This window comes from Tunturiibacter empetritectus, assembly GCF_013410875.1.
In the GTDB taxonomy this organism is placed as follows: domain Bacteria; phylum Acidobacteriota; class Terriglobia; order Terriglobales; family Acidobacteriaceae; genus Edaphobacter; species Edaphobacter empetritectus.
The window spans coordinates 891,206-912,157 of sequence record NZ_JACCCU010000002.1 but is presented as its reverse complement, the minus strand read 5'-3'; the positions used below and the strand labels follow the sequence as shown (position 1 = coordinate 912,157).

Below are 20,952 nucleotides of genomic sequence, written 5' to 3'. Positions count from 1 at the left end.
GGTGATGTGGCCTGGAGCGAGGGAGATGAGCGGGTTGATTGTGGTGAGGTGGGTGGAGCTTTCGCTGGCGGGCGGAGGCTTGTGGGCACTGTGGTGTCGCATGCAGGCTCGGGTGGCGGAGGGCAGGCGGGAGCGGCGGGAGCAGGAGGAGCTGCGCGCTTATGCAGGGCTGGATGTTCGGCTGGGGGCGGATGCGGAGATGCCTGAGCTGGCGGTGCGGGTGAGCCGGTTGATGGCGGAGAAGAGCGTCTTTCGCAGGACGGCGGTTCTGGTTCGTGATGCGGCGGGAGTGCTGGCGGTGGCGGCCAACGCGGGAATGGAGGAGACGACGGTGGGGTCGCTGAATGCGTGGGCGGAGGGGGTGGTGGAGGCGGAGCGCAGGGGTGGGATTGGCACACGGCGTGGGGAGGGCGGCCTGGGACGGCGGGTGAAGAACAATGCGTTTGCGGTGGTGTTTGAAGGGGGAAGGGGGCAGAGTGCGCGATTGGGGGAGGAGGCGCGGGGGGCGATCGTGGTTCCGCTGTGGACAACGAGCGGGAGAATGATGGGAGCGCTGGCGGTGGGGGCGGATGGGTTGCTGAGCGTGAGGCAGAGGGAGCTGGAAGAGGTGTTGTGGCCGCTGGAGGCGCTGGGAGTGAAGGTGGCGCGGGCGATGGAGAACGTTGCGCTGGCCGAGAAGCTGATGCGTGCGGAGAGGCTTGCGGGGGTGGGGATGCTGGCTGGAGGGATGGCGCATGCGCTGAGTAATCCGTTGACTGCGGTGCTGGGGTTTGCGGAGCTGATTGCGGGATCGACTGGCGAGGCGCGGGTGAAGGAGGATGCGGAGATCATCGTGCGGGAGGCGCTGCGGATGCGGCAGACGGTGGAGACGCTACTGGAGTTCTGGAAGCCGGTGGGGCAGGGCAATGAGCTGGTCGATCTGATGGAGCTGGTGCGGGAGCTGGCGGCGGCGTGTGGAGAGAAGCTTGAGGGCAGGGGGATTCGGCTGGTGGTGCAGGCCGATGGCGAGGTGCCCGAGGTGCGGGGGAACCGGCACAGGCTGCGGCAGTTGCTGGAACATCTGCTGAATAATGCGGCGCAGGCGCTGGCCGGGGTGCGGGGCGTGAAGCCGGAGGAGGAGATGGTGATCCGGATGTCCTTGAATTGTTCGGGGAACTCTTCGGGGGGATATTCAGGGAGCGGGTCGGGGAGCTTTTCAGGGGTTTCCTCCGGCGAGGTTTCCGAGGAGGCATCGGGGTTGGATGGGCGGAGGGTTCACTTGATTGTGAGTGATACAGGGCCGGGTTTTCGGGAACCGGGGAGGATCTTCGATCCGATTAATACGATGCAGGAGGCGGGCGATGGTGCGGGGATGGGCCTGAGTCTCTGCTACTCGATTGTGCAGGAGCATGGCGGGGAGATCAGCGCGTTCAATATGCATCCGCATGGGGCGGGGGTGGCGGTGGAGCTGCCGGTGAGGATGGGAAAAAAATCTGTGGTGGCGGAGGAGACGATTCGCCGCGCCGCTGTTGGGGGATAGCCTGTTTTGCCTGTGGTTTTTTGTGGTGCAGAACGTGGTGGGATGCGTGGTGGACGTGGTATCGACGTGGTGTTTTGCGTGGCGAATTTTGGGGTTGAAAAAGTGCCAGGTTTTCTGAATTTATTTTTTGGCGGGGTGTGAAAACTTTGATGGGGATTTTCTTCCGTGGTTCCCCTTTCGGTTCGATCTTTGAGTTGCGGCGTTAGACTGGCGCGATGAAGAAGTGTGCGGTTCGGGCGGGTGTTCCGGCTCTGTCGGGTGTTCTGGCTCTGGCAGTGGTTGGGATTTGGGGCTGGTGCGGTGGCAGGATGTTGGCGCAGGGATTTGGTCCTGACTCTGATTCACTGCCGGGTAGTGCTGCGGGAAGACGGCCGATGACGTTTGCGGATCTGCAACGGATGAAGCGGGTGAGCGATCCGCAGGTTTCGCCGTCGGGCAAGTGGGTGATGTTTTCTGCGACCGACGTTGATCTTGAGAAGAACACGAAGGTGAATCATCTGTGGGTGGTGCCGATGGCGGCTCCTGCTGCGGCTTCGGGAAAGAGTGAGGGCGCGGGTGTGGTTGCGAAAGAGCGGCAGGTCACGTTCTGGAAGGACGGCGAGTCGGGGGGACGATTCTCGCCGGATGGGAGACAGGTTGCGTTTGTGGCGACCGAAAGCACGACGGGGTTGTCGCAGATCTTTCTGGCGGCGTGGGATGACGCGACGGGGACGCTGGGGACGCCGAAGCGGCTGACGAATGTGAGCACGGAGGCGGATGGGCCGGTATGGTCGCCGAACTCGCAGCGGATCTTGTTTGCGTCGCGAGTGTATCCGGAGTGTAGTGATGAGGCCTCGTGGGTGGATGAGGATCTTTGCAACAAGAAGAAGGACGATGCGGCGGCGGCGAGTCCGGTGAAGGCCCAGGTCTTTGAGCATCTGCTGTACCGGCACTGGAACAGTTACCTCGGTCCGAAGCGGAGCCATGTGCTGGTAGTGTCTGCAGCCGATGGAAATGCTATTCGAGACCTGACTCCGCGGAGGGATATTGGAGAGGCGGAGTCGCCGACGTTTACCCTTGGCGGTCCGATGGGATACGCCTGGGCTCCAGGCTCGGAGGAGATTGCTTATGTAACTAATGTTGATCTTGTTCGGGCGGCGAGCACAAATAACGATGTGTTTACGCTGTTGCTGGATGACGCGAATGCGAAGCCGCGCCGGATTTCGGCATCGTTTGGTAGTGACGATGGGCCGTCTTACTCGCCGGATGGAAAGTACATTGCATTTCGCTCGCAGGAGCGGGCGGGGTATGAGAGCGATCGGTTTCGGCTGATGCTGTTTGACCGGCTGGCGGGGAAGGCGAAAGAGTTGCTGCCTAAGTTCGATCGTTGGATTGATGAGTACACCTGGGGGCCGGACTCGACCATCTACTTTGTCAGTGGGAACGCAGGCGAGGCGAGGATCTTTTGGACATCGCTGACGATCGGCGAGATTTCAGTGATTCGCGGGAGTGGTGAATATGGCGAGCTCAGTGTCAGGAAAGATTCTGGCAGCAGAGGGTTTTATCTGATTGCTACCAAGATGAAGGCGGACGCTCCAGCCACGCTTGTGCGAGTGCAGCCTGAAGATGGCGGCACAACTAACCCAAGTACATTTACAAGTCTCGGTGTGAGTTCTGAGGAATTTGCCACGGAGCGGGTTTTGATCTCCATGAATCAGCAGATTCTCTCCGGGCTCGAACTGCCGAAGATGAACTCGTTCTGGTTTACGGGTGCCGAGGGGGCTAAGGTACAGGGGTTTGTCATTCGGCCGCCGAACTTTAATGCTTCGCGGAAGTATCCGTTGAAGTTTTTGATTCATGGGGGGCCGCAGGGGGCGTGGGGAGATATGTGGAGCTACCGGTGGAATGCGGAGCTGATGGCGGCGAGTGGATATGTGGTGGTGATGGTGAATCCTCGCGGGTCGACCGGGTATGGGCAGGCGTTTATTGATGGTGTCAATGGCGATTGGGGTGGGAAGGCTTATGTCGATCTGATGAAGGGGCTGGACTATGCGGAGGCGCACTACTCCTTTATCGATAAGCGGCGGGAGTGTGCGTTGGGCGCGAGCTACGGCGGGTTTATGGCGAACTGGATTTTGACGCACACGAATCGGTTTGCCTGCATTGTGACGCATGATGGGATGTTCAATCCGGAGAGCGCGTACGGGACGACGGAGGAGCTTTGGTTTAACGAGTGGGAGTTCCGGCGACCAGAGGAGATTGCGCCGGGCCAGCCATGGAGGTATGCGGCGGGGCCGGTGGCGAACGATCCTTTCAGGAGATGGTCGCCGATGCTTGCGATTGAGAACGCGAAGACGCCTACGCTGGTGATTCACTCGCAGCGAGACTATCGGCTGGATGTGTCAGAGGGGTTTCAACTCTTTACGGCGCTGCAGCGGCTGAATGTTCCGAGCAGGATGCTTTATTTTCCGGATGAAGGGCACTGGGTGTTGAAGCCGCAGAACTCGAAGCTCTGGTATGAGACGGTGGGGGAGTGGTGCGACCGGTGGACGAAGACGAATCTGTATGCGGATTTAGTGCCAGACACAGAAGCACCGGTTGCGCCTGCCAAGGCAAAGGGAACGACGCGTGCGACGGCGGTTCCAGCGAACCCAACTACGCACTCTGCGCCTGTGGCTGCTGGGCCGGGGGTGGAGGATCTGCCGCAACGTGCTGTAGGCTCTGAGGATTTTACGGTTGCGATTGGCGCTCCGCAGGATGAGGTGAAGGCGGGGACGGATGCGAAGGTGACGATTGCGCTGAGGAATGTCTCGAATCACCAGATTGCGTTTGCGCACAAGCCTGGGGCGAACAATCCGGAGTTTTCTTACCGGATCGAGGTGAAGGACGCGAAGGGCCATGAGGTGGAGGGGACTGCGTATGGCCGGGAGGCGTTGCAGCACCAGCAGGAGGAGACGCGCATGGTGGAGTATGTGCAGCCTGGGAAGGCGGCGGTGCAGACGGCGCATCTGGAGAGGCTGGTGAATATGAATCGGCCGGGGCGATATACGGTGGTGGTGTTTCGCAAGGATGCGAAGAATGGTGCGGTGGTGCGGTCGAATGAGCTGACGATGAACGTGGTTCCCTGAAGGACAGTTCGCCTTTCGAAAAGGGTAGAGAGAGGCATACCCCAGGGGCTAAAGCCCGGTTCTGAGGCAGGGTGAGAGACCCAAGGCTGAAGCCTTGGGGTACCTCAAAGCAACGGCAAGTGCTCCGTTCTTCGATCAGGGTGTCAGAGAACGAAATCTTAAGATCGATGGATTTGCTTCGTGGTGTAGGGAGTGCAAACGCAGATTCCCTTCGGGAATGACAAACAAGGACGGCAAAGGCAAAGGCAATGCAACAGCGAGAGCTGAATACGGGGGTCTCTCCACTCCGCTTCACTCCGGTCAAGATGACGTTTTTCGGGCGGTTGAGTTTTTAATGGTAGAGGGAAGATGGAGTGATTGAGTTGGTGGAGAATGAGTTGAGGGGATTCGCGAATGGCGTTTGTGCGGCCGAAGAAGCGGGAGCCGGTGGGTGAGGCTGGGTTGTTCGAGTATGCGGTGGGGGCGCTGGCGCGGCGGATGCGGACGGTGCGGGATCTGCGGCGGTTGATGAAGGCTCGCGCGGAGGAGGGTGAGGCGGGCGAGCGGGCGATGGATGCGGTGATGGTGCGGCTGAAGGAGCTCGGCTATGTGAGTGACGAGAAGTTTGCGGAGGGCTATGCGCGGGTGCGGAAGGAGAACGAGAAGTTCGGGAAGAGGCGGGTGCAGCAGGATCTGATGATGAAGGGTGTGGAGAAGGAGTTGGTGGCCTCGACGCTGGAGTCGGCTTATGGCGAGGTGGATGAAGTGGAGCTGGCTCGGGAGTATATTTCGCGGAAGCGGATGAAGAAGCCTGGTGGGGAGAACGCTCAGAAGGAGACGGTGCGGACGATGAATCGGCTGATGCGGGCTGGGTTTTCTTCGAGTGCGATCTTTAAGGTGCTGCGGGAGTGGGATCTGCCGGAGGAGGCTCTGGCTGGAGTGGAGGAGGAGATGGATTGAAATGACAGGTCCTGCCGGACGGGCGCCCTGCGCGGGCGGCGGTCACTTCGTGACTTGTATACCGCTTCGCTTGGTGCTCCCGTTGGTCGCAAGCTGAATTTTGTGCCGACCAACGGGAGGAGGGAGTGTCTCATTCTGTCACGACAAGGTATACCCGTCACGAAGTGACCGCGCTCCGCGCAGGAGGCCCGTCCGGCAGGACCTATCTTTAATAGTCGCCGCGGAAGCTGTGGATGAGGCGCCGGTCGCGCTTGCTGGGGCGCTTGGAGGGGGCGGTGTAGGCGATGGGGCCGAGAAGTTTGCGCTCTTCGGCGGCTTTGCGGCGCGCCTCTTTACTGTCTTCGGTTTCGCGGTAGAGGGTTTGGGCTACGGCTGCAGAGCCGCGCTGCTGGCTTAGGGCGAGGACTTCTACTTCGAACTCGCCGCCTTCATTTTTGATACGGAGCATGTCGCCGATGCGGACTTCACGTGCAGGCTTGGCGGAGAGGTTGTTCGAGGTGATGCGGTTGAGGTCGCAGGCTTTGGAGGCTTGCTCGCGGGTCTTGAAGAAGCGGGCGGCCCAGAGCCACTTGTCGATACGGGTGCCAGTCATGGATCTATTTTCTTCTACTTCTGCAGGCAGGTGTTAGATGGCGCGGAGCATTCGCACGGGGAGATAGAAGAGCGCGGCGATGAGCTCGAAGGTGCCACCGACAACGATGCCGATGAGGCGGAAGGGTAGGAGGATCAGCCAGATTAGCGGATAGAGGAGGAGTGCCGCGAGGGCGAGGGGCCAGCAGACGATCATGAGGATCAAAAAGAGTAGAAGGTTGAGCATTGGTGTTTCTCTCCTGGGAGATTAAACGTGGTTCGTTGGGGAAAAGTTCCCTTGGGTAGATGATAGGAGGATGGCGGAGAGCGGGCTCGAGCGGGTGGTGGGGGTGGATTGGTCGGGCGATAAGGGGCCGGGGCAGCGGAGGAAGATCTGGGCTGGGGTTTGGACGGCTTCCTCTACGGGCGGCCGGGTGACGCTGGAGAGTGGGCGAACGCGGGAGGAGTTGGTGGCGTGGCTGGTGGAGATGAGCCGCGAGACTCCGCGGATGGTGGTGGGATTTGATTTTTCGTTTAGTTATCCGGAGTGGTTTTTGCGGGAGCTGGGGATTGGGTCGGCGCCTGAGTTCTGGGAGCTGGTGGCGAGTGGACGCGGGGAGGAGTGGCTGCATCGGGAGTGCGCGGATGTGCGGTTCTGGGGGAGGGTGGGGTCGAGGCGGCATGGGAAGAAGCCGGCGGAGTTCAGCGGAGAGCATGCGCACAGGATGTTGCGGAGGGCGGAGACGGTGTTGAAGGTGAGGGCGGAGATGACAGACCCGCTGCAGGTAGCGAAGATTGCGGGGATCGCGCCGAAGTCGGTGTTTCAGATTGGCGGGGCGGGGGCGGTAGGGACGGCTTCGCTGCGGGGGATGCCGGGGTTGCTGGTGTTGCGGGCGGCTGGGTTTCGGATCTGGCCTTATGATGAGCCTTCAGTGCGGAGTGCTCCTTTGGTGGTGGAGATTTATACGCGGTTGATGACGGGGGCGGTGACGAAGAGCTCGGAGGTGGCGCGGACGGCTTATCTCGCGAAGAAGCGGAGGGAGAGTGCGCTGTATGCGGGGCTGCCGCGGGGGGTGGTGGCGAAGGCGCGGGCTTTGGAGGATGCGTTCGACGCGCTGGTGACGGCGCTGGTGATGACGGAGCATCGCGGGGAGTTTGCGGAGCTGAGGAAGACGGAGGATGAGGTGTTTCGGATGGAGGGGCAGACGTGGGTGCCGGGGTTGGTCGGCTAGCGTTAGTGCTTGTGGTGGAGAGCGGTTCGCGCGTGGCGCGAATGCCTACATCTCAGAATCGAGATATGGGGCACCCTGCACCCGGTCGCGGCTACACTGAAGGCCAGCACTGAAGGGGCTGGGACTGGTATGAAAGCAAATCTGCTGACGCTTGCTGTCGTTATCTTTACGCTTGGTCTCCTTCTGGCTCATCCGTCGGAGGTGATCTGGAGTACGGCGAAGGTGATTGGAGCAGTGATCGCTGGGATATCGTTTCCGTTGTTTGTGCTGGCGCGGTGGCAGCTCGGCAGTTCGTTTTCGATCAAGGCGAAGGCTAGCCGGCTGGTAACGACGGGGCTGTACTCGCGGATTCGGAATCCGATTTATCTGTTTGGGGGATTGTTTACGGTGGGGGTCTCGCTCTTCTTTTCTGTATGGGGTCCGGTGGTGGTGGCGTTGGTGCTTGTGCCGATGCAGGTGGTGAGGGCTCGCAGGGAAGAACGGGTTTTGGCGGGGGCGTTTGGGGAGGAGTACGCGCGGTACAAGAGCAGGACGTGGTTTTGAGGCGCGGGCTCGCTGGTAGACTTTAAGGTCTATGACGAATCGTTCGGGCAGCCAGCGTTTTTTTTCGGGAACGCAAATCAGGGAAGATTTTTTGCGGTTTTTTGAGGGTAAGGTGTCGGATGCGACCGGACAGGGGCACCGGCGGGTGCACTCTTCTTCGCTGGTGCCGGTGAACGATCCTACGCTGCTGTTTACCAACGCGGGGATGAATCAGTTTAAGGATGTTTTTCTTGGGAACGAGAAGCGGGATTACACCCGGGCGGTGAGTTCGCAGAAGTGTGTGCGTGCGGGGGGCAAGCACAACGACCTGGAGAACGTCGGGTTTACTCGGCGTCACCATACGTTCTTTGAGATGCTGGGGAATTTTTCCTTTGGGGATTACTTCAAGAAAGATGCGATTGCTTATGCGTGGGAGCTGCTGACTTCGAATCACGATCATTGTTTTGGGATCGATCCTGCGCGGCTTTACGTGACGATCTTTGAAGGGGACGCGAAGGTTCCGCGGGATGATGAGGCGGAGAGGTTCTGGATTGAGATTGGGGTGCCGAAGGAGAGGATCTTTGGGATGGGGGCCAAGGATAACTTTTGGCAGATGGGGGATACGGGGCCTTGTGGGCCTTGTAGTGAGATCTTTTACGACATGGGGATGGGGGCTGCGGAGGAGGCGGGGGTTGATATGCCGTTTCCGCAGGATGAGCAGCGGTATGTCGAGGTTTGGAATCTGGTGTTCATGCAGTTTGACCGGAGTAGCGATGGGACGCTGACTCCGCTGCCTAAGCCTTCGATCGATACCGGGATGGGGCTGGAGCGAATTGCGGCGGTGTTGCAGGGTGTGCTGTCGAACTTTGAAACGGATCTGTTTACTCCGCTGATTGCTCGGGCGGAGGAGCTGACCGGGCATAAGGTCGAGCCGGAGCATGCTGTCGATGAGCGGTCGCGTGCGAGCTTGAGGATTATTGCGGACCATGCGCGGGCGGCTACGTTTTTGATCTCGGACGGTGTGCTGCCGGCGAATGAGGGCAGAGGGTATGTGCTGCGGAAGATTCTGCGGCGTGGGATTCGGCATGGACGGCTGCTGGGGCAGGAGAAGCCGTTTATGTATCAGATGGTGTTTGCGGTTCGGGATGAGATGCAGACGGCTTATCCGGAGTTGAAGGAGTCGGCTGAGCGGGCTAGCAAGGTTGTGCTGGCGGAGGAGGAGCAGTTTGCTCGGGTGATGGATGGTGCATCCCGTCGATTTAATGATTTGATCATCGAAACAAAGAAAGATGTATTGATTCCGATACTGTCGACTGCACCATATAAAGGCTTTCTTTACCACCAATACGAACTTTCGATTGCGAATCTGCACGCGGATCCGATAGCGGCTTTCAAATTAGAGCAAGACAAAGTTGCATTGAATGATCGTGATGCAATCAACTTGCTATATGACGTTGCCTTGAAGGCTTCTGAGAATCCAACCAACCTAATATCGATCAGCAGAAATATAGATGGCGCCAAAGCTTTTTCTATTTTTGAAACTTATGGTCTCCCCTTCGATTTCATGGTCGACGCCGCTCGAGACGCGATGATGTACATCGATCTGGTTGGGTTTGATGCGGCTAAGGAAGTGGAGCAGCAGCGGGCGCGGGCGAGTTGGAAGGGTGGGTCGCAGAAGTCGGCGGCGCCGGTTTATCGGGAGTTGCCGAAGACGGAGTTTGAAGGGTACTCGACGCTAAGGGTGGATGGGGCGAAGGTGTTGGCGCTGGTGAAAGACGGCGTTGGTGTGCCGGAGTTGAAGGGTGGCGAGACGGGTGAGGTGGTGCTCGATACTACGAGTTTCTATGCGGACTCGGGTGGGCAGGTTGGGGATGTGGGGTGGTTGTATTCGGGAGACCACAACCTGGTGGTGGCTGAGGTGAGTGGCGCGACCAAGCCGGTGCAGGGGGTGTTTGCGCATAAGGTGAGGGCGAATCAGACGATTGCGGCGGGCGATATGGTGGACACGGTTGTCGATGCGGCGACGCGGGCGGCTACGATACGGAACCATACGGGGACGCACCTGTTGCATGCGGCGTTGCGCGAGGTGCTGGGCAAGCATGTGAAGCAGGCGGGGTCGTTGAATGATGCGGCCAGATTGCGGTTTGATTTCTCGCACTTTACGGGTGTGGCCGAGGAGGAGCTGCGCGAGGTGGAGGAGATTGTGAATCGGCAGGTGATGGGGAATACGAAGGTGGAGACGCTGGTGGATGTGCCGATCGACGTGGCGGTGAATGAGTTGGGGGCGATGGCGCTGTTTGGCGAGAAGTATGGCGAGAAGGTTAGGGTGGTGAAGATCGGCGACTTTTCGACGGAGCTTTGCGGCGGGATTCATACGGGGGCTACGGGCGAGATTGGCGTGATCAAGGTGGTAGGGGAGGGGTCGGTGTCTTCGGGCGTGCGGCGGGTGGAGGCGGTGTCGGGTACGGGGGCGTTGGATGAGTTTCGGCGAGACTTCGATGTGGCGAAGGTGGTGGGGGCTTTCGTGGGTTCGGGGGTGGGGAGCTCGTCTGAGGGTGTTACGCCGGCGGAGGCTCTGCGTGCGCGGATTGCGGCGCAGGAGGAGGAGATGAAGAAGCTGCGGCGGGAGCTGGATACGGTTCGGATGAAGGCGGCGAGTTCATCTTTATCTGACGCTGGCGCGTCTGCCGTGGAGATGAAGGGCGTGAAGGTGCTGGCGCAGCGGGTGGATGGTGTGGAGAAGGCGCAGATGCGGGAGCTGGTGGATTCGCTGCGGATCAAGTTGGGAAGTGGCGTGGTCGTGCTGGGTGCGGCGGATTCTGCTGCAGGGAAGGTTTCGCTGATTGTGGGTGTGACGAAGGATCTGACGGCGCGGGTGCAGGCGGGGAAGATTGTTGGGTTGCTGGCGGCTCAGGTTGGTGGGAAGGGTGGCGGGCGGCCTGATCTGGCGGAGGCCGGCGGGAGCGATGTGGGGTCGCTTGATGCGGCGTTGAAGGGTGCGGCGGAGGTGGTGGGCGGGTTGCTGGGGTAAATCTCTGTGTCCTGCCAGACGGGCCCACTACGCGTGGGGCGGTCACTTCGTGACGCGTATACCTTGTCTCGGTGGGACAGGACCTGCTGGTCCTTCCTTCGGTCGGTGGTTAATGGTGGTGGAAGGTTTCTATGAGGAACCAGATGTTTAGTCCGGCTATGAGGAATGCTACGGCGTAGCTTAGGATTCTGGTTCGCGCGTGATTGACGAAGGGGCCCATTTTCACTGGGTTGCTGGTGAAAGTTACTAGTGGAAAGACGGCGAAGCTCAACTGCAGACTGAGGATGACCTGGCTTAGAAGTAACAGTTTTGTGACACCTCTGTCGCCGTAGAAGTAAGTGACGATGATGGTGGGGATGATCGCGAGAGACCGGGTGATGAGCCGGCGCAGCCAGGGAGCGAGGCGGATGTGGAGGAAGCCCTCCATGACGATCTGGCCGGCGAGGGTTCCGGTGATGGTGGAGTTTTGACCGGAGGCGAGGAGGGCGAGAGCGAACATGGTGCTGGCTCCGGCGAAGCCCAGCATGGGGGTGAGGAGCTTGTAGGCGTCGCCTATCTCGGCGACCTCGTAGTGGCCTGCGCGATGGAAGACGGCGGCGGCGAGGATGAGGATGGCAGCGTTGACGAAGAGGGCGAGCATGAGGGCGGTGGCGGAGTCGATGTTGGCAAAGCGGATGGCTTCGCGTTTGCCCTGCTCGGTGCGCGGATAGTTACGCGTCTGGACGATGGAGGAGTGGAGATAGAGGTTGTGCGGCATGACGGTGGCGCCGAGGATTCCGATGGCGATGTAGAGCATGTCGGGGTTGGTGATGATGGCGCGGGAGGGGATGAAGAGGTTGTGGGCGATGGGGAGCAGCTCTGGACGCGAGAGCAGGACTTCGACGCCGAAGAGAGCGGCGATGGTGCCGATGAGGGTGATGACGAGCGCTTCGAGATAGCGGAAGCCTCGGTTTTGCAGGAGCAGGATGAGTAGGACGTCGGCGCCGGTGATGAGGACGCCGAGGAGGAGTGGGATGTGGAAGAGGAGTTGGAGGGCGATGGCGGAGCCGATGACTTCGGCCAGGTCGCAGGCGGCTATTGCGATCTCGGCGAAGAGCCAGAGGAGGATGTTGGTGGGGCGGCTGTAGGTTTCGCGGCATGCCTGGGCGAGGTCGCGTTCGGTGGCGATGCCGAGTTTGAGGGAGAGGCTTTGGAGGAGGATCGCCATCAGGTTGGAGAGCATGATGACGAAGAGGAGGGTGTATCCGTACTTGGAGCCTCCGGCGAGGTCGGTGGCCCAGTTGCCGGGGTCCATGTAGCCGACGGAGATGAGAAAGCCGGGACCGAGAAAGCCGAAGAGGCGGCGCCAGAAACCGGGCGATTGCGTGAGGCGCACTGAGGAGAATGCCTCTGGGAGGGACGGACGCAGATCGCGGTCAGGTTCTTTGAGGGAGGGCATAGGCGGCATCGGTACGTGCGGTCTTATATGCAGTATGCCACATTGAGTTAACCGAGGTTACCTTTTTTTACGTCGCCTTGGTTCATGCGCTTCTTTGGATCCTGAGCTTGGCCGTACCCAGACCCTGATGGCGGCGGATTGGCCGAGGGTCACGGAGCCGTTGGGGGTCTTTAGTTGCATGGTGTTGTCGTAGTTGCGTTTCTGTACGCGGACGGCGACTTTGGGTCCGATTCCGAGCTCGTGAAGAAATTCGAGGAGGCTGGAGTCTCGTTCGTAGAGACTGGCGACGACGTAGTCGGTGTTCTCGGTGGCTTCGGAGAGGGCGACGAGGCCTCGGCGTTTGATCTGCGCGGGGGTCTCGGGGAGGACCTTGTTGCCGTGGGGGCAGTCGCCTTCTTCGCCGAGTCTTTCGATTAGCTTGGCTTCGAAGGCGGGGGAGATGGCGTGTTCGAGGCGCTCGGCTTCGGCGTGGATCTGGTGCCACTCCATGCCGAACATCTCGGAGAGCATGCGTTCGACGAGGTGATGACGGAGGGCGGTGCGGTGTGCCGCTTCGCGGCCCTTGGTGGTGAGTTTGAGGGCGCCTTCGCGGCCAGCTTCGATGTAGCCGTCTTCGCGGAGGCGCTTTACGGCCTTGGTGACGGCGGGTGCGGAGACCTCCAGCCACTGGGCGAGCAGGGCAGCGATGACGATGTGACCTTCGCTCTCGGCTTCAATGATTGCCTTGAGGTAGTCTTCTTTCGAGACTGTGATTTCCTGCGACATGATTGCAAGTTAACCATGGTAAGGGCGATTTGTCATCGCAGGAGATGACGCCTGGGGTGGGAATAACGGCAAACTGTGGGTGTTTGGTTTGGAAGGTTTGAACGGCATGGGTAGGTGGAAGACGTCGGGATCCTTCACTCCGTTCAGGATGACGGCAAGAACAGACTACGGGCCTTCCCGTTCGACTCGCTCAGGGTCAGGTGCTCAGGGGCATTGGCTATTTTGATTCTTGCTCGTCTTCGAGAAGCTGTCTGGCTTCTTCGAGGTTGAGGAGATTGCCGTCTACGACGATTTCGTAGACGCCTGCGTTATCCGGGACTGAGAAGACGCTTTCGACAGTGTGGCCGCGTTTGCGAATCGCTTCGACGAGAAGATCGATGTCTACCATGGGTGGAAGTTTACAGGATTCAAGTTCAGACGGGCAGGCGTTGTAAAGAACTAGGTTTCGGGTGCGCTAGAATTTGTCGCAGGGTGGAGCGGATGTTTGCTTGCTCAGACCTTGGCAACGGAGATTCGCGGTACTGGAGGGGACTTTGGATGTACATGCTCCGCATGAACCGATACATGGCGTGAAGGATTTTCTGCTGCATCTGTTGACGATTACGGTGGGGCTATTGATTGCGGTGGGGATCGAAGGCTGCGTAGAGCGGCATCGCGAGCACAAGCTGGCGAATGAGGCGCGGGCGACGATGCGGGAGGAGATTGAAGACAACTCGAAGGTGATGGAGGGCGCAGTAGCGGACGTGCAGAAGGAGAAGAGTCTGATGCAGAAGAATATGGATCTGCTGTCGCGGATTCAGGTGAACCCGAAGGATCAAGAGTCCGATGGGCCTAGTATCAATGCTTCGTTTTCGAATAAGAGTTTGAAAGGGACTGCGTGGAAGACGGCCCAGACGACCGGGGCGCTTGGTTATATGCCATACGCCGAGGCGCAGCGGTATGCAGACATCTATCAGGCGCAGGATGCGTTTCTAGCGGCGCAGGACAAGAACTGGGAAGATCAGTCGCAGTTACTGGGTGTGATTGGAAAGACGAACTTAGGTCACGGGCCTGTGACGCGGGAGCAGGCCAGTCTGATGATGGAGCGATTCGGGATATGGAAGGGACACCTGATGTATCTCGACTTGATGGCAAAGCTTACCTCTTTGAGTGATAAGGCTTTTCTGGAGGGGAAGGAGGGGCCGAAGTCGTTGCATGAGGATTTTGGCGGCGGGAAGTAGTGCTCCTTGGTGAAGGCTGAAAGCTGAAGACTTTTCTAAGGTCTGGGGGTATCGGGGGGTGTACCGGGCTTCTTTTCACGGGCGTTGCGGGGTGGGTTCTCTTAAACTTAGGCAGTCTGTCGATTTTTTGAAAAGACTATGGGCCTGAGAAAGACAAGGCGTGGTGTCTGGTGGGGTGCGGGTTGCGCGGTGGTGCTGAGCTGCGTGATGGTACAGGTTCTGCCTGCGAAGGCGGCGCGGCAGCGGCATGCGGAGTTGACGCTGTGGGAGCAGGCTGAGCGCGGGCGCGAGACGCTGGAGGCGATGCCGACGGGCACGCGGACCAGGGCAGATTATGCGCGGGCGATGGATGGATTTCGTGCGGTGTACCACGAGGCTCCGGGAGATGTGCATGCTCCCGACAGTGTGAATTCGGTGGCGGAGCTGCTGGCTGAGCAGGGGCGCGGGTTGCATGATGCGAAGAGTCTGAAGGCGGCGGTGGGGCAGTATGAGTTTTTGCGGACGCAGTATCCGGGCAGCTCGCTGCGGGTGGGGGCGTTGCTGGCGGAGGGGCAGATCTATGAGAACGATCTGCAGGATGCGGGCGCGGCGCGGGAGAGATATGCGCTGCTGGTGAAGCAGTATCCGCGGAATGAGATGGCGGAGGAGGCGAGGGCTGGGCTGGCTTCGTTGGAGCAGGGGATAGGGCGTAGGGATCAGGGTGTAGTGGGTGCGGCTCGGGGTGGGTCTTTCGGGACTTTCGGATCTTCCGGGACTTCGGTTTCTTCGGTTGCGAAGGAGGCTGGGGTCGGCGGGATGCTAGCGACGGATAGTGCGTCTGATGGGAGTGATGCCAAGGTTTTGGGTACAGGTTCTGGTACAGGTTCTGCGGGGCAGGCGGGAGTTGGGGAGAGACAGGGGGGCGCAGGTCAGGGGTTTGCGGCGCCGGGATTAGCTGCTGAGGATGGGGCGGTTGATGCTGCTTCGGGTTTGGCTTCGGGCTCCGATGCGGGAGCGCAGAGTGGGGCGCCGATGCATGTGGCGAAGGTTGTGCGGCGGGGACACATGGCGCAGGTGACGGGGATTCGTCACTGGTCCACGCCGAACTACACGCGGGTGGCGATTGATCTGGGTGACGATGTGACTTATGAAGCGGCGCGGGTGCCGCATCCGGATCGTATCTACTTTGATCTGCATGGAACGCGTCTGGCGCAGGAGCTGGTGGGTAAGAGTTTTGCGGTGACCGATGATGGTTTTCTGAAGAAGATTCGAGCGGCGCAGTTTTCAAACGATATGACGCGGGTGGTGCTGGATGTTAATGATGTGACGGAGTATTCGGCGTTTCTGCTGCCGAATCCTTATCGCTTAATTATTGATATCCATGGTGGGAGCAAGGCGGAGCCGGGTGCTCCGGCGGTGAGCGTGCCAATGCAGAGGGCGGCGGCTCCTGCGCCTTCGGTTCCGAATACGACGGCGGTGAGGTCGGGGAGTTCGTTCGATGTGGCGGCGGTGAGTGCACAGCCGGGCAGGGTGGAGGCGACGACGCAGCCTACGTCGCAGCCTATCTCGGCGGTGGTGTCGGATAGGAGTCAGTCAGATAGGGCTCAGGGTTCAGGGCTTGGTGTTCCGGGTGCTTCGGGGACGGGTACTTCAACTATGCCAGCAACAAGCTCTGCTGATGTGGCGGTGCCTGTGCCGAGCACCAAGAAGCTGCGGCACGGCAAAGGTGTGAGGGATGCCGATGCGGTTCCGGCGCGGGCGGCGTTGCCTACGGCGGATGGCGAGACCTCGATGGTTCGGGCGCTGGGGTTGAAGGTTGGGCGGATCGTGATCGATGCCGGGCATGGGGGGCATGACTCGGGGACGCTGGGCGTGGATGGGATTGAAGAAAAGGACGTGGTGCTGGATGTGGCGCTGCGGCTGGGGAAGCTGCTGCATGAGCGGCTGGGGTCGGAGATTATCTATACGCGATCGGATGATACGTTTATTCCGCTTGAGACGCGGACGGCGATTGCGAATAAGGCGCAGGCGGATCTATTTCTTTCGATCCATGCGAACTCGTCGGCGGATGCGAGTGCGCGGGGGGTGGAGACTTACTACTTGAACTTCTCTTCGTCGCCCGATGCGCTGGAGACGGCGGCGCGCGAGAATGCGGTGTCGGATCAGTCGATTCATCAACTGAGTGATTTGGTGAAGAAGATTGCGCTGAAGGACAAGATTGCGGAGTCGCGGGAGTTTGCAGGAGATGTAGAGCAGAGTCTGTATGGCGGACTGCAGAGGGGCAATGCGGGGCTGAAGGATCGCGGGGTGAAGAAGGCTCCGTTTGTGGTGCTGATCGGGGCGAATATGCCTTCGATTCTGGCGGAGATCTCGTTTGTGACGAATGCGAAGGATGCGCGGCAGCTACAGCAGCCGGAGTATCGGGAGCGGGTGGCGGAGAGTCTGTACAAGGGTGTCGCGAGGTATGCGGGTGGGTTGAGTGGGGCGAAGACGCCGACGGAGCGGGCTAGCGGGAACTAGGACGATTGCTGCATGGGGTAGAGAGTGCAAACGCAGATTCCCCATTCGGGAATGACAAACCAAAAGCTAGACGACTTCAACAACTGTGGTATTGCTTAGGGCTTGTTATTCGTCGCGCAGGGTCTTAGCAGGATCGATTCCGGCGATGCGCAGCGTTGGGACGGTGGTGGCGAGAAGTGTTATCGCGATGAGGGTGAAGACTACGGTGAGGAGGGTGGGCGCGTCGTAGACGTCAACTCCGTAGAGCACACTGTGCATGGCCCGCAAGGCTGCTGCGGAGAAGATTAAGCCCAGGAGGAGGCCTAATGCAGAGGCTCTTATACCAGGTGCGCCGATGTGGACCATGGCCTGGCGGATGGTGGAACCGAGAGCGATGCGGATGCCGATCTCGCGGGTTCGCTGCACGACGATGTTGGAGACAAGGGCAAAGATTCCTACGGCGCTGAGCAGCAAAGCGAGAGCCGACATGGTGCTGAGGAGGGCGACTTCGACGCGCTGGGTTGCGAGGGTTTTTGCGAGCAGGTCGCGCATGCTGTAGAAGCCGGAGAAGGGGAGGTTGGGATCGGCGCTGGCGAGGGCCTGCTGCATCTGCGCGGTGAGGCCTTCGATTGGGTAGGCGGTGCGGACGATCCAACTGGGTTGAAACCAGACGTGGACCATCGCGAGTTGTCTGGCTTCGATCTGTGCGGCAGGAACGTACATCGTCTCTTCGCCGGTGAGGGGCGCGACGGGATCGACTCCCGGCGCCATGGATACACTCTCCACCACTCCGACGATCCTTGTGTCTTTATTAAGGTAGCGGCCAACCGGATTTGCGCCATGGAAGAACTTGCGTGCGAACTCCTGGTTGACGATGGCCACATGCTGCGACTCGGCACGGTCTGCTTCGGTGAAGGATCGTCCTGCCATGACTGGAATCTGCAAGGCGGCGAAGTAATCAGGGGTGACATAGACCTCGTCGGCCATAGCCTTTTGGCCGGCTTCCTTGCCATCGCTCAGGGTAATCCCTCCCATAATCAGCGAGCGTTCATAGGGCAGGCTGAGGCCGACGGCGGCATGTTGCACGCCGGGAATCTGGCGCATGGCGGAGGTGCTTTCCTGAAGCAACTTTTGGAAGGCGGCCGCGTCGTGATAGTGGACGTCGTCGAGCGATGCCTTGGCGGTCATGACTCCCGTGGGGTTGAATCCGGGGGGCAGGGTCTGGAGGTGGACGAGGGTGCGGATGAGAAGGCCGGAGGCGGCGAGCAAGACTACGGTGAGGGCGACCTCGGCCACGATGAGGGCTTGACGGAGGCCGATGCGGTCGCCGCCGGTGGCGGAGCGGCTGGCGATGGCGGAGCGCAGATCGAGCTTTCGCATGACAAGGGCGGGAAGCATGCCGAAGAGCACGCTGGTGAACAGGGAGAGGAGAAGGGTGAAGGCGAGGACGCGGCCATCGAGGGGAATGCGGGCGACGGGCAAGAAGTGTTCGGGGAGGAGCAGGAGGAGGCCGCGGAGGGCGACGAAGCCGACAGCGACGCCTACGGCTCCGCCGATGAAGGCGAGGAGGAGATTTTCCACCCAGAGCTGCCGTTGAATCTGCCAGCGCGAGGCTCCGAGGGCGAGACGGGTTGCGACTTCGGGGGTGCGGCGCAGCATGCGGACCAGGGATAGGCCGGCGAGGTTGGCACAGGCGATGAGCAGGATGAATCCGGCGGCGAGCATGAGCGCCAGGACCTGCGGACGCAGGGTTGCGGTCTGTCCCTGTTGCAATGGCACGGAGTAGTAGGTCACCTGTGCGCCGGGGTTGTCGGCCAGTTCGTAGCGGTTGGAGCGGAGGGACCAGGCGCGACTAATCTCGGCATCGGCCTGCTGCCAAGTTGCGCCGTCGCGGAGGCGGGTGATGGCCTCGAAGTTAGTTCCTCCGCCTTCGCCGTCGCGGGCGGGTTGAAGCGCGGTGTAGAGGTCGGCGTTGAGGGGAGTGGTTGCGCCTTCAGGGAGCACCCCGATGACGGTGTAGGGCTCGCCCTTGAGGAGGATGGGTTGGCCTAGGATGCTGGCATTGGTGCCGAAGGCGCTGTGCCAGAGGTTGTAACTGAGGATGACGGTCTTCGGGCCGTGGGGGAGATCTTCGACGTTGGAGAAGTTGCGTCCGGCAATGGGGTGGATGGCCAGCACGTCGAGGTAGTGCTGGGAGATTCGGCCAGCATGTAGATATTGAATGTGGGAGCCGGCCTGGAGATTGACACCGGCTGCCCTGGAGCTGGAGACGGCGGAGAGGAGGGAGGGGACGTTGTCGCGCAGCAACTCCCATTGCTCGCCGTTGACGTGGTGACGCTCGTCGGAGGGTTTGGCTCCGGTGACGCGGGTGTAGATGGTGCCCATGCGCTCCGGCTGGGAGTAGGGCAGGCTCTTCAACATGAGGGCGTTGACCAGGGAGAAGATTGCGGTGTTAGCGCCGATGGAGAGTGCCAAGGTAAGGATCACCGTGACGGTGAAGCCAGGGTTGCGACTCAACTGGCGTACTGCAAACTTGAGGTTTTGAACGAAGGCTTCCATCGACGATCTCCTAGTGCAGCGCGGCAGGGATTTCTCTACAGCAATATTCCATCAACATACGTTGATGCGCCGAGGAAGTTCCAGCAAACGAAGACGGGTGTGGCTCTAGGCTTACGTTCGCGTGCTGGTGTAGTCTGACCAACGTATGGGTTTTCTCTCTCGGATACGGGTGGCGGCTGTGCTGGGGCTGGTGGTGATGGGTGCGTCAGTGATTTCGTTGGAGGGGCAGACGCCGAAGGTGATGCTGGCGGAGCCTCCGACGCCGCTGCTGCCGGAGTCGCTGCGGGGAGGGTCTGATCATGACGCTGGGACGGGTGCTCCTTCGTGGAGTGGGGCCGATGCGCCGGTGCTGGTCGAGGATGGAATTCGCCGGTATGAGCGGGGTGGGCCACAGGGTCCGGGTGCAAAGGGCATGGTGACGGTGTATCAGTTTGACGATGCGACGGGTGCGGCAGCGGCGTGTGACTATCTGCGGAAGAGCGGTTCCACAGTGGTGCGGAGTGGGGTGTCCGTTGTGGTCGCGGCTTTGAAGGGCAGTCCGGCTTCGACGGAGGCGGTTCTGCGAACGGTGGAGGTGGGGCTGCCGAAGGTGGGGGGTCCGAAGGGGATGTCTCCGCTGCTGCCGACTTACTTGCCGGTGAAGGATTTGGAGAAGGGCTCGGAGCGGTATGCTGTGGGGCCGCTGGGCTATCAGGCAATGGGTGGGGTGCTTCCGGCGGAGATGATTGGTTTCGACAAGGCAGCCGAGGTGGTGACGGCGAAGTACGAGGGGAAGGGTGTGCTAACGATGCTGCTCTACCCGACGCCTCAGATTGCAGGCGAGCATGGGCGACAGATTGAGGCGGAGATGAACCGGGAGGGCAGTGCGGCCGGGACGGTGAAGCTGAGGCGGGAGGGGCCGCTGGTGCTGCTGACGACAGGGGTCTGGGGTGCGGCCGAGGCGCAGAGGCTGGTGGAGGGGATTCATCTGCGGAGTGAGGTGACCTGGAACAAGCCGGTGCCTCCTGAATTCCATGCGGAGATCAAGAAGACGGTGAGTTTGCTGACGAGCATCCTGGTGTTCTGCGGGGTGGGGGCTTTGGCGGCTGTGATTCTGGCGCTGTTTCTGGGTGGCGGACGGGCGGCGATCAGGGTACTTCAGGGTAAGCCAGCGGCGACTGAGCCGGAGTTTCTTCGTATCGATCTGAGCGGAAGTGCGGCTCGGATTCATACGGAGGGGTCCGGGGTTGAGCATGGGGGATGATCGACGGGCTCGCAGATCTGCACTGGGGATGGTGCAGGCGAGGAGCTAAGCGTCTGATAGGATAGCGGTTTAGATTTTGGCGGTGGCGCTAAAAACGAAACTTAGGCGAATATAGGGGCCCCTGTTGGCAGGTTAGTAACCCCCGTAACCATTGAGGAATAAGGACTTACAGTAGTCAAGTTTTGGCCTTGACACGTCATATCGCCAAACTTAGTATTTCGCCAGAAAGTTCTGATGGCTTTGCCTCCGTTGGAACTATTCTCCCTAAAGAAGAGGCCACCTCGTTGCCGGGTGGCCTCTTCGCTTTTCCGGAGGGAATTTTCGTGCGT

15 protein-coding genes are annotated in these 20,952 nt (G+C 60.3%); 9 read left to right on the top strand and 6 right to left on the bottom strand.

The genetic code is table 11. The features are described from left to right. Nucleotides 1-25 precede the first annotated feature (25 nt). The 3 genes from HDF08_RS21990 (at nucleotide 26) to HDF08_RS15920 (ending at nucleotide 5,565) form a co-directional block, all read left to right on the top strand. Nucleotides 26-1,519 carry a sensor histidine kinase gene (locus tag HDF08_RS21990; RefSeq protein ID WP_179639582.1) on the top strand — a complete coding sequence of 498 codons (1,494 nt, stop codon included), beginning with the start codon at nucleotides 26-28 and terminating at the stop codon, nucleotides 1,517-1,519. Between the two features lie 215 nt (nucleotides 1,520-1,734). Next, the gene (locus HDF08_RS15925) at nucleotides 1,735-4,626 is read left to right on the top strand and encodes a S9 family peptidase (protein WP_257031180.1); all 2,892 of its coding nucleotides are present in this window, start codon (nucleotides 1,735-1,737) and stop codon (nucleotides 4,624-4,626) included. Nucleotides 4,627-5,019: 393 nt separating this feature from the next. Further along, nucleotides 5,020-5,565, top strand: coding sequence for a regulatory protein RecX (locus HDF08_RS15920; RefSeq protein ID WP_179639581.1), 546 nt, complete (start codon nucleotides 5,020-5,022; stop codon nucleotides 5,563-5,565). A 208-nt stretch (nucleotides 5,566-5,773) separates the two neighbouring features. Here the strand turns inward: HDF08_RS15920 and HDF08_RS15915 are convergent, their stop codons facing one another. Together HDF08_RS15915 and HDF08_RS15910 are read right to left on the bottom strand one after the other, a co-directional pair. Further along, entirely contained in the window at nucleotides 5,774-6,157 is a 384-nt protein-coding gene (locus HDF08_RS15915) for an RNA-binding S4 domain-containing protein (protein ID WP_179639580.1), read from the bottom strand. 33 nt (nucleotides 6,158-6,190) lie between these two features. Further along, nucleotides 6,191-6,382 carry a hypothetical protein gene (locus HDF08_RS15910; RefSeq protein WP_179639579.1) on the bottom strand — a complete coding sequence of 64 codons (192 nt, stop codon included), beginning with the start codon at nucleotides 6,380-6,382 and terminating at the stop codon, nucleotides 6,191-6,193. 70 nt (nucleotides 6,383-6,452) lie between these two features. On the opposite strand from HDF08_RS15910, the gene HDF08_RS15905 reads away from it, so the two are divergent. The 3 genes from HDF08_RS15905 to alaS all read left to right on the top strand — a co-directional run bounded on the left by HDF08_RS15905 (nucleotide 6,453) and on the right by alaS (nucleotide 10,920). After that, on the top strand, nucleotides 6,453-7,367 hold the full coding sequence (locus tag HDF08_RS15905) for a hypothetical protein (protein WP_179639578.1): 915 nt from the start codon (nucleotides 6,453-6,455) through the stop codon (nucleotides 7,365-7,367). A 129-nt stretch (nucleotides 7,368-7,496) separates the two neighbouring features. Further along, nucleotides 7,497-7,910 (top strand): methyltransferase family protein, encoded by a 414-nt coding sequence (locus HDF08_RS15900; protein WP_179639577.1) that lies wholly within the window; start codon nucleotides 7,497-7,499, stop codon nucleotides 7,908-7,910. Nucleotides 7,911-7,941: 31 nt separating this feature from the next. After that, nucleotides 7,942-10,920, top strand: a complete 2,979-nt coding sequence (alaS, locus tag HDF08_RS21780; RefSeq protein ID WP_257031179.1) for an alanine--tRNA ligase — start codon at nucleotides 7,942-7,944, stop codon at nucleotides 10,918-10,920. A gap of 109 nt (nucleotides 10,921-11,029) precedes the next feature. Here alaS and HDF08_RS15885 read toward each other — a convergent pair whose 3' ends face one another. The 3 genes from HDF08_RS15885 to HDF08_RS15875 all read right to left on the bottom strand — a co-directional run bounded on the left by HDF08_RS15885 (nucleotide 11,030) and on the right by HDF08_RS15875 (nucleotide 13,511). Further along, a complete protein-coding gene (locus tag HDF08_RS15885) occupies nucleotides 11,030-12,358 on the bottom strand; it encodes an Nramp family divalent metal transporter (RefSeq protein WP_257031178.1) in 1,329 nt (442 codons plus the stop codon). A 57-nt stretch (nucleotides 12,359-12,415) separates the two neighbouring features. Then, nucleotides 12,416-13,123 (bottom strand): metal-dependent transcriptional regulator, encoded by a 708-nt coding sequence (locus tag HDF08_RS15880; protein WP_179639575.1) that lies wholly within the window; start codon nucleotides 13,121-13,123, stop codon nucleotides 12,416-12,418. A gap of 217 nt (nucleotides 13,124-13,340) precedes the next feature. Then, complete coding sequence (locus HDF08_RS15875) at nucleotides 13,341-13,511, bottom strand: hypothetical protein (protein ID WP_179639574.1); 171 nt, start codon at nucleotides 13,509-13,511, stop codon at nucleotides 13,341-13,343. Nucleotides 13,512-13,656: 145 nt separating this feature from the next. Between HDF08_RS15875 and HDF08_RS15870 the strand changes: the two genes are divergently transcribed. Both HDF08_RS15870 and HDF08_RS15865 read left to right on the top strand, forming a co-directional pair. Further along, a complete protein-coding gene (locus HDF08_RS15870; RefSeq protein WP_179639573.1) occupies nucleotides 13,657-14,343 on the top strand; it encodes a hypothetical protein in 687 nt (228 codons plus the stop codon). A gap of 138 nt (nucleotides 14,344-14,481) precedes the next feature. Beyond that, entirely contained in the window at nucleotides 14,482-16,842 is a 2,361-nt protein-coding gene (locus HDF08_RS15865) for an N-acetylmuramoyl-L-alanine amidase (protein ID WP_257031177.1), read from the top strand. Nucleotides 16,843-16,947: 105 nt separating this feature from the next. Here HDF08_RS15865 and HDF08_RS15860 read toward each other — a convergent pair whose 3' ends face one another. After that, a complete protein-coding gene (locus HDF08_RS15860; protein WP_179639572.1) occupies nucleotides 16,948-19,380 on the bottom strand; it encodes an ABC transporter permease in 2,433 nt (810 codons plus the stop codon). Between the two features lie 145 nt (nucleotides 19,381-19,525). On the opposite strand from HDF08_RS15860, the gene HDF08_RS15855 reads away from it, so the two are divergent. Continuing rightward, nucleotides 19,526-20,623, top strand: coding sequence for a DUF6599 family protein (locus HDF08_RS15855; protein ID WP_179639571.1), 1,098 nt, complete (start codon nucleotides 19,526-19,528; stop codon nucleotides 20,621-20,623). The last annotated feature ends 329 nt before the right edge of the window (nucleotides 20,624-20,952 follow it).

Coding starts and splice junctions, on each gene's coding strand:
- HDF08_RS15860 (WP_179639572.1), bottom strand. CDS start 19,380: ATGGAAGCCTTCGTTCAAAACCTCAAGTTTGCAGTACGCCAGTTGAGT.
- HDF08_RS15905 (WP_179639578.1), top strand. CDS start 6,453: ATGGCGGAGAGCGGGCTCGAGCGGGTGGTGGGGGTGGATTGGTCGGGC.
- HDF08_RS15910 (WP_179639579.1), bottom strand. CDS start 6,382: ATGCTCAACCTTCTACTCTTTTTGATCCTCATGATCGTCTGCTGGCCC.
- HDF08_RS15885 (WP_257031178.1), bottom strand. CDS start 12,358: ATGCCCTCCCTCAAAGAACCTGACCGCGATCTGCGTCCGTCCCTCCCA.
- alaS (WP_257031179.1), top strand. CDS start 7,942: ATGACGAATCGTTCGGGCAGCCAGCGTTTTTTTTCGGGAACGCAAATC.
- HDF08_RS15855 (WP_179639571.1), top strand. CDS start 19,526: ATGGGTTTTCTCTCTCGGATACGGGTGGCGGCTGTGCTGGGGCTGGTG.
- HDF08_RS21990 (WP_179639582.1), top strand. CDS start 26: ATGAGCGGGTTGATTGTGGTGAGGTGGGTGGAGCTTTCGCTGGCGGGC.
- HDF08_RS15900 (WP_179639577.1), top strand. CDS start 7,497: ATGAAAGCAAATCTGCTGACGCTTGCTGTCGTTATCTTTACGCTTGGT.
- HDF08_RS15920 (WP_179639581.1), top strand. CDS start 5,020: ATGGCGTTTGTGCGGCCGAAGAAGCGGGAGCCGGTGGGTGAGGCTGGG.
- HDF08_RS15875 (WP_179639574.1), bottom strand. CDS start 13,511: ATGGTAGACATCGATCTTCTCGTCGAAGCGATTCGCAAACGCGGCCAC.
- HDF08_RS15865 (WP_257031177.1), top strand. CDS start 14,482: ATGGGCCTGAGAAAGACAAGGCGTGGTGTCTGGTGGGGTGCGGGTTGC.
- HDF08_RS15925 (WP_257031180.1), top strand. CDS start 1,735: ATGAAGAAGTGTGCGGTTCGGGCGGGTGTTCCGGCTCTGTCGGGTGTT.
- HDF08_RS15880 (WP_179639575.1), bottom strand. CDS start 13,123: ATGTCGCAGGAAATCACAGTCTCGAAAGAAGACTACCTCAAGGCAATC.
- HDF08_RS15915 (WP_179639580.1), bottom strand. CDS start 6,157: ATGACTGGCACCCGTATCGACAAGTGGCTCTGGGCCGCCCGCTTCTTC.